This window comes from Pseudomonas sp. LBUM1644 (assembly GCF_059716195.1).
Genome location: NZ_CP166812.1, coordinates 4,033,730 through 4,047,154, shown reverse-complemented (window position 1 = coordinate 4,047,154; position 13,425 = coordinate 4,033,730). Strand labels below are relative to the sequence as shown.

Annotated in this window: 16 protein-coding genes; 6 read left to right on the top strand and 10 right to left on the bottom strand. The window is 59.7% G+C overall.

The genetic code is table 11. The features are described from left to right. Positions 1 to 91 precede the first annotated feature (91 nt). The gene (locus ACA052_RS18370; RefSeq protein WP_497646158.1) at positions 92 to 763 is read right to left on the bottom strand and encodes a glutathione S-transferase family protein; all 672 of its coding nucleotides are present in this window, start codon (positions 761 to 763) and stop codon (positions 92 to 94) included. 288 nt (positions 764 to 1,051) lie between these two features. Here ACA052_RS18370 and ACA052_RS18365 point away from each other — a divergent pair, with 288 nt between their 5' ends. After that, positions 1,052 to 2,401 (top strand): GntT/GntP/DsdX family permease, encoded by a 1,350-nt coding sequence (locus ACA052_RS18365; protein WP_497646157.1) that lies wholly within the window; start codon positions 1,052 to 1,054, stop codon positions 2,399 to 2,401. Between the two features lie 139 nt (positions 2,402 to 2,540). Continuing rightward, on the top strand, positions 2,541 to 3,866 hold the full coding sequence (locus ACA052_RS18360) for an OprD family porin (protein ID WP_497646156.1): 1,326 nt from the start codon (positions 2,541 to 2,543) through the stop codon (positions 3,864 to 3,866). Between the two features lie 118 nt (positions 3,867 to 3,984). Here the strand turns inward: ACA052_RS18360 and ACA052_RS18355 are convergent, their stop codons facing one another. After that, positions 3,985 to 4,134 (bottom strand): hypothetical protein, encoded by a 150-nt coding sequence (locus tag ACA052_RS18355; protein ID WP_497646155.1) that lies wholly within the window; start codon positions 4,132 to 4,134, stop codon positions 3,985 to 3,987. Between the two features lie 144 nt (positions 4,135 to 4,278). Here ACA052_RS18355 and ACA052_RS18350 point away from each other — a divergent pair, with 144 nt between their 5' ends. Further along, positions 4,279 to 4,560 (top strand): hypothetical protein, encoded by a 282-nt coding sequence (locus ACA052_RS18350; protein ID WP_497646154.1) that lies wholly within the window; start codon positions 4,279 to 4,281, stop codon positions 4,558 to 4,560. A gap of 42 nt (positions 4,561 to 4,602) precedes the next feature. On the opposite strand, the gene ACA052_RS18345 is transcribed toward ACA052_RS18350, so the two are convergent. Then, the gene (locus ACA052_RS18345) at positions 4,603 to 6,318 is read right to left on the bottom strand and encodes an amidase (RefSeq protein ID WP_497646153.1); all 1,716 of its coding nucleotides are present in this window, start codon (positions 6,316 to 6,318) and stop codon (positions 4,603 to 4,605) included. Between the two features lie 177 nt (positions 6,319 to 6,495). Beyond that, positions 6,496 to 6,900, bottom strand: a complete 405-nt coding sequence (locus tag ACA052_RS18340; protein ID WP_497646152.1) for a RidA family protein — start codon at positions 6,898 to 6,900, stop codon at positions 6,496 to 6,498. Positions 6,901 to 7,043: 143 nt separating this feature from the next. On the opposite strand from ACA052_RS18340, the gene ACA052_RS18335 reads away from it, so the two are divergent. Then, positions 7,044 to 7,970: a LysR family transcriptional regulator gene (locus ACA052_RS18335; RefSeq protein WP_497646151.1), complete on the top strand. Its 927-nt coding sequence runs from the start codon at positions 7,044 to 7,046 to the stop codon at positions 7,968 to 7,970. A 153-nt stretch (positions 7,971 to 8,123) separates the two neighbouring features. Here the strand turns inward: ACA052_RS18335 and msrA are convergent, their stop codons facing one another. Together msrA and ACA052_RS18325 are read right to left on the bottom strand one after the other, a co-directional pair. Continuing rightward, entirely contained in the window at positions 8,124 to 8,630 is a 507-nt protein-coding gene (gene msrA, locus ACA052_RS18330) for a peptide-methionine (S)-S-oxide reductase MsrA (RefSeq protein WP_497646150.1), read from the bottom strand. A gap of 52 nt (positions 8,631 to 8,682) precedes the next feature. After that, positions 8,683 to 9,393: a hypothetical protein gene (locus ACA052_RS18325; protein WP_497646149.1), complete on the bottom strand. Its 711-nt coding sequence runs from the start codon at positions 9,391 to 9,393 to the stop codon at positions 8,683 to 8,685. 252 nt (positions 9,394 to 9,645) lie between these two features. Between ACA052_RS18325 and ACA052_RS18320 the strand changes: the two genes are divergently transcribed. Further along, positions 9,646 to 10,032 carry a c-type cytochrome gene (locus tag ACA052_RS18320; protein WP_497646148.1) on the top strand — a complete coding sequence of 129 codons (387 nt, stop codon included), beginning with the start codon at positions 9,646 to 9,648 and terminating at the stop codon, positions 10,030 to 10,032. A gap of 61 nt (positions 10,033 to 10,093) precedes the next feature. Further along, complete coding sequence (locus tag ACA052_RS18315; RefSeq protein ID WP_497646147.1) at positions 10,094 to 11,251, top strand: sterol desaturase family protein; 1,158 nt, start codon at positions 10,094 to 10,096, stop codon at positions 11,249 to 11,251. Here ACA052_RS18315 and ACA052_RS18310 read toward each other — a convergent pair. The 4 genes from ACA052_RS18310 to ACA052_RS18295 all read right to left on the bottom strand — a co-directional run bounded on the left by ACA052_RS18310 (position 11,160) and on the right by ACA052_RS18295 (position 13,371). Continuing rightward, positions 11,160 to 11,591: a nuclear transport factor 2 family protein gene (locus ACA052_RS18310; protein ID WP_497646146.1), complete on the bottom strand. Its 432-nt coding sequence runs from the start codon at positions 11,589 to 11,591 to the stop codon at positions 11,160 to 11,162. The genes ACA052_RS18315 and ACA052_RS18310 overlap by 92 nt on opposite strands. A 118-nt stretch (positions 11,592 to 11,709) precedes the next feature. Continuing rightward, positions 11,710 to 12,282: a chorismate mutase gene (locus tag ACA052_RS18305; protein ID WP_497646145.1), complete on the bottom strand. Its 573-nt coding sequence runs from the start codon at positions 12,280 to 12,282 to the stop codon at positions 11,710 to 11,712. Positions 12,283 to 12,327: 45 nt separating this feature from the next. Further along, positions 12,328 to 12,651: a DUF7693 family protein gene (locus ACA052_RS18300; protein WP_497646144.1), complete on the bottom strand. Its 324-nt coding sequence runs from the start codon at positions 12,649 to 12,651 to the stop codon at positions 12,328 to 12,330. A 318-nt stretch (positions 12,652 to 12,969) separates the two neighbouring features. Further along, positions 12,970 to 13,371, bottom strand: coding sequence for a hypothetical protein (locus tag ACA052_RS18295; RefSeq protein WP_497646143.1), 402 nt, complete (start codon positions 13,369 to 13,371; stop codon positions 12,970 to 12,972). Between the last annotated feature and the right edge of the window lie 54 nt (positions 13,372 to 13,425).

The following is a 13,425-nucleotide window of genomic DNA, read 5'->3' as shown; positions in this document are numbered from 1 at the left end:
ACGGCAAGATCAAAAGATCGCAGCCTTCGGCAGCTCCTACAGAGCGTACGCAGTCCCCTGTAGGAGCTGCAGAAGGCTGCGATCTTTTGATCTAAATCCCATGTAGAAACCGTTTTTCAATGGCATCCGCAAACGGATAAAGCGAAAAGTAAGGCCTGGCTTCATCAATCACCCGCTGAACCGAAGCCCTCTGCACCAACCTGTCGAAATACGCCCTCAAATGCCCAAAATCCTCAGGAAACGGCACCAGCGTACACGCATAGAAAAGCGCCGGAGCCGCCGCACAGTCGGCCATGCTGAACGCCGAACCGGCCACCCACGGCCTGGACGCTACCTGACGATCAATCATGCCGTAAGCCGTCATCAACCTGGAGCGCTCTTGGGTCAGGTCACCATTAGCCGCCCGCAGCCGATCACCGACAATCGCTTGCAGCGGTCCCTGGACATAAAGATCAAAAAACCGATCCCACAGCCGCACCTCCAGCGCGGAATCCCAATCGCCTGGAATCAGCCGGGACTGACCGAAATAAAAACGATCCAGGTATTCAATGATCACCGTGGACTCGGCGACGCTACGGTGATGGGCATCATCGCGGATCACCGGGAATTTACCGATCGGCCATAGCGCCTGAAGCTCCGCCCTGTCGGCCTCGTTCCCGAGATCGATCATCCTCTTCTCGAAATCAATGCCGTGTTCATAAAGCGCAATGAGCACCTTGTGACAGAACGACGACAGCGGATGGTAGTAAAGCGTCAGCGACACGGTTCAACTCCTCGGCGCAAGGGTGAAGCGCACGGTTGTCAGCAACGAAGACCTTGAAGTATTGGCCAATGTCCAAAAATGCGCGAGGGACGCCCAAGACGGAAGACAAGCAGCCCAACCTGATGAAAATCCGCCTGACCGAGTTTCAAAAACGCGGACCGCCCATACCTCTGTGCGACAACCCTTATCCCTCTACGAAAATTACTTTCGCCTCGTTTGAAAATCACGCCTCGAAATGTTTTATGAGTTTCACAACCCATTCGACGTGACCCTTTCGAGGAGTACCGCATGACCCTGTCCTTCGGCTATTGGCTGCTGGTATATGCCGCCATCGCCATCATTGCGCTGATCGTTCTGATCGCCCGTTACCGACTTAATCCGTTCATCGTGATCACCCTGGTGTCGATTGGCCTGGCGTTGCTCGCCGGCATGCCGGCCTCCGGCGTGGTCGGCGCCTACGAGGCGGGGGTCGGCAAGACCCTGGGGCACATCGCGCTGGTGGTGGCGCTGGGCACGATGCTTGGCAAGATGATGGCCGAGTCCGGCGGTGCCGAGCAGGTGGCGCGCACCTTGATTGACCGTTTCGGCGAAAAGAATGCGCACTGGGCCATGGTCTGCATCGCGTTCCTGGTCGGGCTGCCGCTGTTCTTCGAGGTCGGTTTTGTACTGCTGGTGCCGATCGCCTTTACCGTGGCGCGGCGCGTCGGCGTGTCGATCCTGATGGTCGGTTTGCCGATGGTTGCCGGGCTCTCGGTGGTGCATGCCCTGGTGCCACCGCACCCGGCGGCAATGCTGGCGGTGCAGGTGTATCAGGCGTCGGTGGGGCAGACTTTGCTCTACGCAATTCTGATCGGCATTCCGACCGCGATCATCGCAGGTCCCCTGTACGCCAAATTCATCGTGCCGCGCATTCAACTGCCGGCGGAAAACCCGCTGGAGCGCCAGTTCCTCGACCGCGAACCGCGTGACAGCCTGCCGGGGTTCGGCATCACCATGGCGACCATTCTGTTGCCGGTGGTGCTGATGCTGATCGGCGGCTGGGCCAACCTGATCTCCACGCCGGGCAGCGGTTTCAACCAGTTTTTGCTGTTCATCGGCAACTCGGTGATCGCCTTGCTGCTGGCGACCTTGCTGAGTTTTTGGACCCTCGGCATCGCCCAGGGCTTCAACCGCGAATCGATCCTCAAATTCACCAACGAGTGCCTGGCGCCAACCGCCAGCATCACCTTGCTGGTCGGCGCCGGTGGTGGCCTGAACCGGATTCTGGTGGAGGCCGGGGTCACCGATCAGATCGTCAGCCTGGCCCATGAATTTCACCTGTCGCCGCTGATCATGGGCTGGCTGTTCGCCGCGCTGATGCGCATTGCCACCGGTTCCGCCACGGTGGCCATGACCACCGCATCGGGAATTGTCGCGCCGGTGGCCATTGGTCTGGGGTATCCGCACCCGGAGTTGCTGGTGCTGGCGACCGGCGCCGGGTCGGTTATCTTTTCCCACGTCAACGACGGCGGCTTCTGGTTGATCAAGGAATACTTCAACATGACCGTTGCCCAGACCTTCAAGACCTGGACCGTGCTCGAAACCATCATTTCGGTGGTCGCGTTCGGCCTGACCGTGGGTCTTTCTTACCTGATTTAGCTCGAACTCCCGATCGCTTTCCCCACGCTCATGGTTTCCATCGGGCGCGCCATTGTGCGCGCCGGTGGTGGATGCCAGCGGCGGATTGCGCTCGTTTAAAACTCAAAAAAAACATAAAAAAATCACCCTGGAGCACTGTATGTTCAAGCGAGCAATCCCCACCGCACTCTTGTTGGCCACCGGTTCCATGTGCGCACAGGCCGCCGACCCGGCCGCGCACGGTTTTCTGGAGGACAGCAAAGCCACGCTCTCGATGCGCACCCTGTATTTCAACAGCGATAATCGCGACGGCACCGCCGATCCTTCAAAAACCGAAGAGGCCGCGCAGGGTTTTGTCCTGCGCTATGAATCCGGGTTTACCCAAGGCGCGGTTGGTTTCGGGGTCGATGCGCAAGCGCTGCTCGGGATTACGCTGGACAGCGGCACCGGGCGCCACAATGGGAGCGGCATGATCCCGACGGATGGCGACAGTGCCGTGGATGCCTGGAGCAGCTTCGGCCCGACGGCGAAGATGCGCATTTCAAAAACCGAATTCCGCTACGGCACCCTGCTGCCGAAGTTGCCGATCCTGCTGTCGAACGATGCGCGTGTCTTGCCGCAATCGTTCACGGGCGCGCAGGTCACGTCGAACGATATCGATGGCCTGATGCTGACGAGCGGGGTGCTTGAACACGCGGTCGGCCGTGCCTCGACGGACCGCACGGGTTTGTCGGTTCCGGGCGGCACCCAGGACAGCAACAAGTTCTACTTCGCCGGCGGCGACTACAACGTCACCAAGGACCTCAAGGCGCAGTACTACTTCGCCCAGCTGGAGGACTTCTATAACCAGAATTTCTTTGGCCTGACCCACGTGTTGCCGATCGATGGCAAAAGCTCTTTCACCACCGACCTGCGTTATTTCCGCACCACGTCGACCGGAGCCAACAGCTCCGCCGCTGGCCGCGCGCAAGGCTATCGGACATCGGGTTACACCGAGGACAACAATGGGGAAATCGACAACAACACTTGGGTGGCGATGATGACTTATGCGAACAGTGGTCACGCGGTGTCGCTGGGGCATCAACAGGTCGGTGATGGCAGCAACTTCGTTCAGCCCAATCAAGGCAGCCTGGTCGATAAAGGGGCCGGTGGCGGCAGCGTCTACTTGCCCACGGATCGCATGATCCAGAACTTTGCGCGGGCTGGCGAGCAGACCAACTTCGGTCAGTACAGCTATGACTTCGCGCCGCTGGGCGTACCAGGCCTGAAGGCGACGATCGCGTATCTGAAGGGCACGGACATCAAGGCGCAAAACGCTGGTGATCAGTCCGAGTGGGAGCGCGACATGACCCTGGACTACGTACTGCAGTCGGGCTCGCTCAAGGGGGTTGGTTTCAGTTTGCGTAACGGCAAGTCAAACACTGACGCCGGCCGTAACGTGGAGCAAAACCGTTTCATCATCAACTACACGCTCTCGTTGCTGTAATCGCCAAGGCTGGCAAGATCAAAAGATCGCAGCCTGCGGCAGCTCCTACAAGGGAATGCGTACCCTGTAGGAGCTGCCGCAGGCTGCGATCTTTTGCTAAAGAACATCAGGCAGAGGGCTAGTTACCGTCCGCGACCTTGCGTTCTATCTCGTCTGTTTTTCGCTTCAACTCCTCAGCGACCTGCTCCTTGGTGCGGGTGGAAGAGGGCGTACTGGCTTGATCTATCTCTTCTGATTCCAGGTCGTTATCGCGGTCATCATTGTTCATGTGCGTACCTCCATTGGCGTACACATTGGATGCGGCGGCGTGGCGTGAGTTCGAGATTTTTTAGCTATTGACCTTCGGTCGACCGCGATGAACCTGTGTAGCGTCCTGCTGCTCCACTCGGAAACAACTCTGGATTACGCCGCCATGAACTCATTCAGAAATCAGCTGACGAGGGCTCAAGAACAAAAACTGCAGGCCCTGGATTCCTGGCACCGAGCGCTGGAGAACAGGTCGCTGCGTATGGAGTGCCCGGATGCCTATCATGAGGAACTGCTGCGGCAGGCGGATGAAATGGATCGCCAGGGCATCATCGATTGGGAGGAGTGGCGAGACTTGCGAGCGGAGGGAGATGAGGCTTATCTGCGTGCGGTCGCGGGTGCTGACTACCACGGGCCCACAGCCGGTGCATCCGGCAGAACGACCTGAATGTTCAGCGGGATTGGAGCGTTTGCCCCAATCCCGCCCGCTTCATTTTTGCCCGGCGGACAATGGCGGGGTCCGAGGCGGAATCATCCGTTTCGTCCCGGTCGATTCAAACGCCGAAGCAAAGCGCAGCAGCGACGAATCGTCATAGGCACGACCAGCAAATGTCAGCCCGACCGGCATGCCGATATCCGGCATGATGCCCATCGGCACCGTGACGGTCGGAACACCCAAATGGCGAATGGCGAGGTTGCCGTTGGCGACCCAGACGCCATTGCTCCAGGCGATGTCCGCAGACGCCGGATCGACATCGGCGTTCGCCGGCGCCACGTCGGCGACCGTCGGGAACAGCACCGCGTTCAGCCCGAGCCGATCCATCCAGTCCTCGAGATCGACTCGACGGGTTTCTTCAAGTCCGCGCAGCCCGTCGGGCACTGTGCTGATCTGGTCCCACGGCGTAATGCCACGCTCGGCCATCTTCACGTACTCGTCCATGCCCGCGACAAGATCGCCCTCGCGGTTGGGCAGCGTGCCTGGGTCGTGCGGGAAAATCAGCGGCCCATCGACGTCAACCAGACGGTTCAATTTCGGGTCGCCGTTGGCCTGCAGGAAATCATCGAACGCCCAGGCCGTCAGGTCCCACAACTCATGATGCAGGAACTCTTTGGACACCAGGCCCCGGTTGTACACCGTTGGTGCGCCCGGACGATCACCCTCGCAATTGGAGACGAGCGGGAAATCAACTTCGATCACTTCGGCACCGGCGGCTTCAAGTGCCTTGCGTGCGGCTTCCCAGAGCCCGATCACGCTCGGACGGGTGTTGATTTTCTGCCCTGTCGGGCCACCGATCCCCGGCGCTTCGCTGGTACCGGCCTCAGGGTCCGCATTGATGTACATGCGTGGAATACCGAAGCGCTTTCCAGCGAGCGCATCGGGCTTCGCGGCCAGTTCGGCGTAGGAAACAGGACGCACCGAGGCAACGCTCGGAATGGGCACCCAGGGTTGCAACCGCCATAGGTCGCCCCGCGTGTCGGGGTCCTCCGCCACCACCACGTCGAGCACCTCGAGCAGGTCGGCCATGGTTCTGGCAAACGGTACGACCACGTCCATCGTCGGTGTCAGCGGCCAGTTGCCGCGCACCGAGATCACCCCGCGCGAGGGCGTATAGGCGCACAAACCATTATTGGAGGCAGGACCGCGTCCGCTGGACCAGGTTTCTTCTGCAAGGCCGAATGCCGCGAAGCTGGCGGCGGTTGCAGTCCCTGCGCCGTTCGATGAGCCGGAAGCAAAAGGTGCGGTCAGATAGTCCGCGTTGTACGGGCTCTCGGCGCGGCCATAGACCCCGCGTTGCATACCGCCGTTCGCCATCGGTGGCATGTTGGTCTTGCCCAGGCAAATGGCGCCAGCGGCGCGCAGTCGTTCAATGGTGAACGCATCGCGATAAGCGATCAGGTTGGCAAAGGCCGGGCTGCCGGAGGCGGCCGTCAGCCCCTTGACCAGATAACTGTCCTTCGCGGTGTAGGGAATGCCGTCGAGCGGACCCCGTGTCTTGCCCGTGGCGCGGCGAGCATCGGACGCCTGCGCTTCGTCGAGCGCCTCAGTATTGCGAACCACTACCGCGTTGAGCGCGGTGGGCGTGTCGGCGCCATCGTAGGCGTCGATGCGGGCGAGATAGGCCTGGACCAGCTCGACGGCCGTGGTCTGGCCGGACTCGAGCGCCGCGCGCAGTTCGGCTATGGAAACTTCGGTGACCTCGATCATGCTGTTACCACCGGCTGCTGATGGATGTTGGGCTGAAGGACATCACTTTGTTCAAAATGGATTCTCATATCGGCTCTCGTTGCGCAGCATTGCACGACAGGGTCTGGGCTTACTGGCTGAACAGTATATTTAACACCGACCCTTCGTGGAATGCCCCGGGCGTGATTGCCGGTCGGCTCAGTCGCGGGCGATTTGCGGCAGCCTGGCGATCACCTTGATCTCGAACTGGAAACCATACAGCCATGTCACGCCGACGCCTGTCAGCGTCGGGTGGGGCGCGCTGCCCCAGAATTCGGGCACCACTTTCCAGATCGTTTCGAATGTCGTTTCGGGATCGACGATGAAGACGGTGACGTCAACCACGTCGTCGAAGGTGCACCCGGCGGCGACCAGAATCGCGTTCAAATTGTTGAACGCGAGCCGGACCTGAGCCACCAGATCCGGCTCGGGCGAGCCGTCTTCTCGACTGCCGACTTGCCCCGAAACGAATAAAAAACCATTGGAGCGGATGGCGGGCGAATAGCGATTGCGCTCGTAGAGCGCTTGGCGTCCGGACGGGAATACAACATCACGCTGGGTCATACAGTGTCTCCTTTAGGGGTCAACGTTGACCCGAAACTAACGATGAGAAGACTGTAGGGGCTTGCACATGCCCGATAAACGAGCAACCGTGGCTATCACTGTTTGGAAAAACCAAATAATCCGATAAGCGATCAGGGGCAGAAATGGACCGTTTCGATGCGATGCAGGCCTTTGTCCGGGTAGTGGAGGCGGGCAGCTTCACCAAGGCTGCTGAAACACTGCACATGAGCAAGACCACGGTGACGCAACTGGTGCAACAGCTGGAGGCCCGGTTGCGGGTCAAACTGCTCAACCGCACGACGCGCAAGGTTAACGTCACGGCCGACGGCGCAGTCTTCTACGAGCGCGCGGTGCGTCTGCTCGCCGACATGGACGACGCCGAGACCAGCCTGTCTGCCGCCTCGGTAGTGCCCAGGGGGCGGTTGCGAGTGGACGTGCCCAGCCCGTTGGCCAGCCTGATCCTGATGCCCGCATTGCCTGCGTTTCACGCGCGGTACCCTGACATTCAGATCGACATGGGCGTCAGCGACCGGCTTGTGGACATGATCGATGAGAACGTGGACTGCGTGGTGCGCGGCGGCGAACTCACCGATCAGTCGCTGATGGCACGGCGAGTAGGCGATCTGCAGCTTGGCGTTTTTGCTGCGCCCGGCTACCTCGAGCGCGTCGGAACGCCTTCACATCCCAGGGAGCTGGAAGACTCGAACCATCGCATCGTCGGCTTCCTCTGGGCGCGCACCGGCAAAGCGTTGCCCTACGCCATGCGTCGTAACGATGAGCAGGTTCAGATCCAGGGTCGCCCTGTGTTGTCCGTCGACGATGGCAACGCCTACCTCGCGGCCGGCCTGGCCGGCATGGGCGTTCTTTGGTTGCCGGACTACATGTCCAGGGCCCACGAAGCACGTGGCGATCTGGTGCGCCTGTTCGAGGATTGGCGCCTCGATCCGATGCCGCTCTACGTGGCCTTCCCGCCGAACCGGCATATCAGCATCAAAGTGCGGGTTTTTATTGACTGGGTGGCAGAGCTGATGGCGGAGCATGCGCCTGTGACGCAAAGGCAGGCCGTTTAAGGCACTTGTAGGAGCGAGCTTGCTCGCGATGGACTCGAGAGCGCCGCGTTTAGCCAGTAAACACGCGTTTTCGTTAACGACCATCGTCTAAACGCCGCCCGGATCAAGCTCGCTCCTACAAAGGCTCACGTCGGAGCCGCCTCTATTCAGTGATTACCCTCGTTTCGGCAGTTTCCAGTTCGGTCGAATGAAGTGACAGGTGTACCCGTTGGGATAGTGTTCGAGGTAGTCCTGATGTTCCGGTTCTGCCTCCCAGAATGGGCCTGCGGGGGTGACTTCGGTGACGACCTTGTCGGGCCAGAGACCGGATGCATCCGCGTCGGCCACGGTGTCCTCGGCGACACGCTTCTGCTCTTCGTTCAGATAGAAGAGGGCAGAGCGATAGCTTGTCCCCATGTCATTGCCCTGGCGATTACGGGTCGTCGGGTCGTGGATCTGGAAGAAAAACTCGAGGATTGCGCGATAGCTGATCTGATCCGGATCAAACACGATCTCGATCGCTTCCGCGTGTGTGCCGTGGTCGCGATAAGTTGCATTGGGCACGTCTCCGCCGGAGTAGCCCACACGCGTGGACACCACGCCCGGTTGGCGCCTCAGCAGATCCTGCATGCCCCAGAAACAGCCACCCGCGAGAATGGCCGTTTCGGTTCGAGTTGTCATAGTGCGGTCCTTTCCATCAGTGAAGTGGCCCTTTGAATGTGCCGCTTACAGGTTATTGTGGGCCGACCGGACTGTTGAACTGGTCGGAATAACTGCCGGTCATGAGCGAGGTCGCCACTCGATCGGATCCCACACCAACGCGAGCGCCATACGCGAGACGAGCGGCGTTGAGTTTATCCGAGCCATCGGCAGCAAGCGCACCGGCGCCGACGTGATCTGCGCCATCGGCGGCAACGGCACCAGCACCTACATGATCTGCACCGTCAGAGGCAACAGCGGCAGCGCCGACGTGATCTGCGCCATCAGAGGCAACCGAACCGGCGCCGACGTGATCTGCGCCATCAGAGGCAACCGAACCGGCGCCGACGTGATCTGCGCCATCGGAGGCGACCGACCCAGCGCCGACGTGATCTGCGCCATCAGAGGCAACCGAACCGGCGCCGACGTGATCTGCGCCATCGGAGGCGACCGACCCAGCGCCGACGTGATCCGCGCCATCGGAGGCGACCGACCCAGCGCCGACGTGATCTGCGCCATCGGAGGCGACCGAACCGGCGCCGACGTGATCTGCGCCATCAGAGGCAACCGACCCGGCGCCGACGTGATCCGCGCCGTCAGCGGCGACCGAGCCAGCGCCGACATGATCCGCGCCATCAGAGGCCAATGCCTGGGCTCCTGCAGCCCAGACAGTGTTGACGCCTGACGGTATGGCCACTGTTGCCGCGACCGCAAACAAAACGCCTGAAAAAATCTTATATTTCATGATCTTCTCCACCACCCGCTAGCCTCAAAGCGACTGAGCGCAGCCCTCCGTTCGATCCTTGGCGACACGGCTCATTGGCTCGGGATTGATTACGTTGGCGATAGGCACGGGCGCACCACAATAGCGCGCGGGTGTCGACGTACTGCATGACACAAAAATAGCTGACCGAAAGAGTATAGATCGCATTTGAGTGTGGCTTTTCAATCATTGAATGTCTTAGGGTTCGCACCGCGTTATGACCTGGAAACGAGCATGAACAAAACCGTAGCCTTCACCTGCTTGCTTTTAAGCGCAGGCGCATTCAGCACACCCGCAACAGCGGCCGGCGATGCGGACGCGGGGCAGAAGCTGTTCAACCGAACCTGTGGCGGTTGCCACCAAGTGGGGGGGGCGGCCCGCGGTTCTTTCGGGCCACAACTCAATGGCATTTTCGGGCGCCTTGCCGGCAGCACGACGGACTATCAGTATTCCAGTGCCATGAAGTCTTCCGGCGTGGTCTGGACCCGCGAAACACTGGCGAAGTACATCGAAGATCCCAAAAGCGTGGTATCTGGAACGCGGATGATTTTCTGGGGAATCAGCGACCCGGAAAAGATCGACAACCTGTTGGCCTACCTCCAGACGTTTCAGCCGCAGTGAGTGACGCGCAAATCAGCCTGCTGGCCTAAACTTATGTCCCCTTGTCGGAGGGCAGCCGTTCATGGATGTTCTCGCACTTCTATATGACCACCTGATCCAGTGGGTGATCGAACCCGTCACCGAGCAGTTCCTGGGTCTTTTCGATCTGGACGGCCGCTTCAGCGTGGTGTTTGTCTGCGTGTCCTTCGGCATCGCCTTCTGCCTGTTCCGATTCAGGAAGTCTCGCGGCCTGACGGACGCACGTTCATTCGGGCAATTCATTGGCGGGAGCCGGGTTAATTTTCATCGTTCGGCGCTGCTGGATTACCGGTATTACTTCGTGCGTGCGATCCTGAAAGTCGCACTGGTGGTGCCCATCGTGGGCCTGGTTGATCCGCACGTTTTGCGCTCCGGGGACTACATCGCGTTTTTCACTCATCTTTGGGGCGCTCGGCCGCAAGTGGGTGAAAACCTCTCACTTTCCTTGCTCTACGGGCTGGGGACGTTTCTTGTCAGCGACTTCATCCGCTATTGGGCCCACCGCGCCTATCATTCCCGGTATCTGTGGGCGTTCCACAAAGTCCATCACTCGGCGACGGTGCTGGTACCTGCCACCGCGAGCCGGGTTCATTTCGTGGAAAAAATCGTCGAAAAACTGCTGGTTACCCTCAGCCTCGGTGCCTTCGCCGGAGTCTTCTGGTACGCCTGTGGCGGGAGGGTCAGCCCGTACACCTTGTTCGGCGTGACCTATGTGGTGTTGATCCTCAATGGACTGGCGGCGAACCTGCGTCATAGCCATGTCTGGCTGTCCTTCGGACCCGTGATCGAGCATGTGCTGAACAGTCCTGCGCAGCACCAGATTCACCACAGTGACGCGCCTCGACACTACAACAAGAACTTCGGCATCAACCTGTCACTTTGGGACTGGATGTTCGGCACGCTCTACCTCACAGACGCGAAGCCCGAACCCATTTGGTTCGGCACCGGAGAGCAGGATCACGACCGGTACCTGACGGTTTACAGTCTGATCGTCACGCCGTTTGTGGACATCGCCACCCGACTTACCCAGCGTTATTTACCGGGAGGCGAGGTGCGGGGTGGTCGGGATTCTTGTCTGCCAGCCACTGCACCTCGCCGGAGAAACTACGTCAGCGGGCTTTGCTGGCCGCCAGGTAAGCGCCGAGTCGTTGCCCCATTTGTTCACCCAAGGCTTGCAAGCCGCTCAAGGGACGGACCATGACCTCAAACTCAACGATTTTTCCTTGTTCATTGAATCGGATCATGTCGATACCCTTCAGCTCTTTTCCGCTGACGCTGGCGCTGAATTCCAGGACCACGTTCAGCCCGTCTGCCGTCGCCAGTTCGCGGTGATAGGCAAAGTTTTCAAAGACCTCGAATACCGTATTGAGGATCATCGATACCACCGGCGCACCAGGGTATGGCGTGTGCGCCATCGGCGAGCGAAATACCGCTTGCGGGTCCAGCAATTCGGACAGCGCCTGCAGGTCGCCCGTGCGGATCATGTCGTGCCATTGGCGCAAGGTTTCAGCAGCATTGGGGTGCAGTTTCAGTTCAGACATTTCAATTCCTGTATTTTTGTTGTTCTGCAAACGACTGTATATCGACATTTTATGATACCGCCAAGATCACAGCCTGCGGCAGCTCCTACAAGGGCGGGCACGGCTGCGATCTTGACCGTTATTGTTCAGTGATACACAACTCCCCGGTCGCGCGTATCAGTGCCTGACCGTGCAGTTGATCCTTGATCAGCCCGGCTCGCGCAGTGCCCAGCCAGCTCGGGCAGCTTGGATCCTGGCGATAAGGGGCGAAGTCGGCGTATTGCTGCAACAGAAGGGTTTGCAACTCATCCAGCCGAGGCCTGACTTGATGGGTGAGGTCGGGCCGCGGCAGGTCAGGCGCCTTGTCAGCCGCTCGCCATTGAGCAAGCAGTCCGTACTGCACCAGCTTGTTGGCTTCGATCTGTGCGGCGGTCAAATCGGCGACTTCGTCGGGGTCCAGTTTTCGGTCAACGGCCATCTTCCTGGCGTTGGCGATGATTTGCGCTTCCCGGGCACTGTCCTGGATCGGTTTACCACTGTCCCACTTGGTCAGCGCCACCTGATCACCAATGTTCAGACGCTCGTTTATCGTCACCAGCAGCGGCTGCAAACTGTCGGGCACCGGGGAGGGCGTGCTGGCCTGCGCGCTGCAGGCAAGTAAACCGATCAGGGTGCAGGTCAGCAGGTGCGGTAAGCGGGGGGTGAGAAGCATGGGCAACACTCTTCTGTAAGCGATTTGCGTCGCCCATAAAACGCGCTAACGAGGGTCGTTGGCAAGCCTGCCAGCACTCTCGGACAACAATCGCTCAATCTGCGCCAGTTCCCAGGTACTGAGCAGACTGACCGGGTCGGTGCCGTAACGTTGCCAGCTTTCAAACTCACCCTCGCGGCCGTCCGGGCTCTGACAACGTTGGCAGTGGCGCAGGTGATTGCCATCGACATCGAGGGTCAGGCGCCAGCCTTCGACTTCGACCTGTACAAGGCCGGGTTCGGCGTGTTCGTCGAGGCGATGAAAGGGTCGAATGCCCAAAGCGGCGTCTCGCAGTTGCTGGTAAACCTCGCGGGCGGTCAGGGGGTGCACAGGCATCTCCGATGAATTGGTCGTTGTAGGAGGGCGTTGCATCTTCACTCGACCATCGATGATGGCGAGTGGATATCTGCGCGAAGCTGATTATGCTTCAAATAACCGTGCAGCGAGGTGAGGCGGTCAGCCTGTTTCAAGCGTTGCGCAATCCGCAGTCCGAAATCCTTCCCTGAGGCAGCTCCTACTGTAGGAGCTGCCGCAGGCTGCGATCTTGGCGCATGCTCCAACACCGCGGACGTCCGGTTTCATGCAGGCATAAAAAAACCCGGCTGCTATTGCCGGGTTTTTCTTGAGTACCGCTGTAGAGCCATTCATTCAAGCATTGCGGTTCTGGTTCAGACGGTCGGAACCACCTTCAGCGACACGGTTCTGAATCAGACGATCCGAACCACCTTCGGCAACGCGGTTCTGGATCAGACGATCCGAACCACCTTCAGCAACGCGGTTCTGGATCAGACGGTCGGAACCACCTTCAGCAACGCGGTTCTGGATCAGACGGTCGGAACCACCTTCAGCGACGCGGTTCTGGATCAGACGGTCAGAGCCACCCTCAGCCACACGGCTTTCGATCAGACGATCCGAACCACCCTCAGCCACACGGCTTTCAATCAGACGATCCGAACCGCCTTCAGCGATTGCCTGGTGAGCAGGGGCTGCGGCGAAAGCGTTAGCTGCAAAAACCGAGAAAGCGATGCTGAGGAAGATTTGGCGTTTCATGATTGTGTGCTCCGGGGTGTTATTGGTTGGTATGGATGCGATGTTACGCCCCGG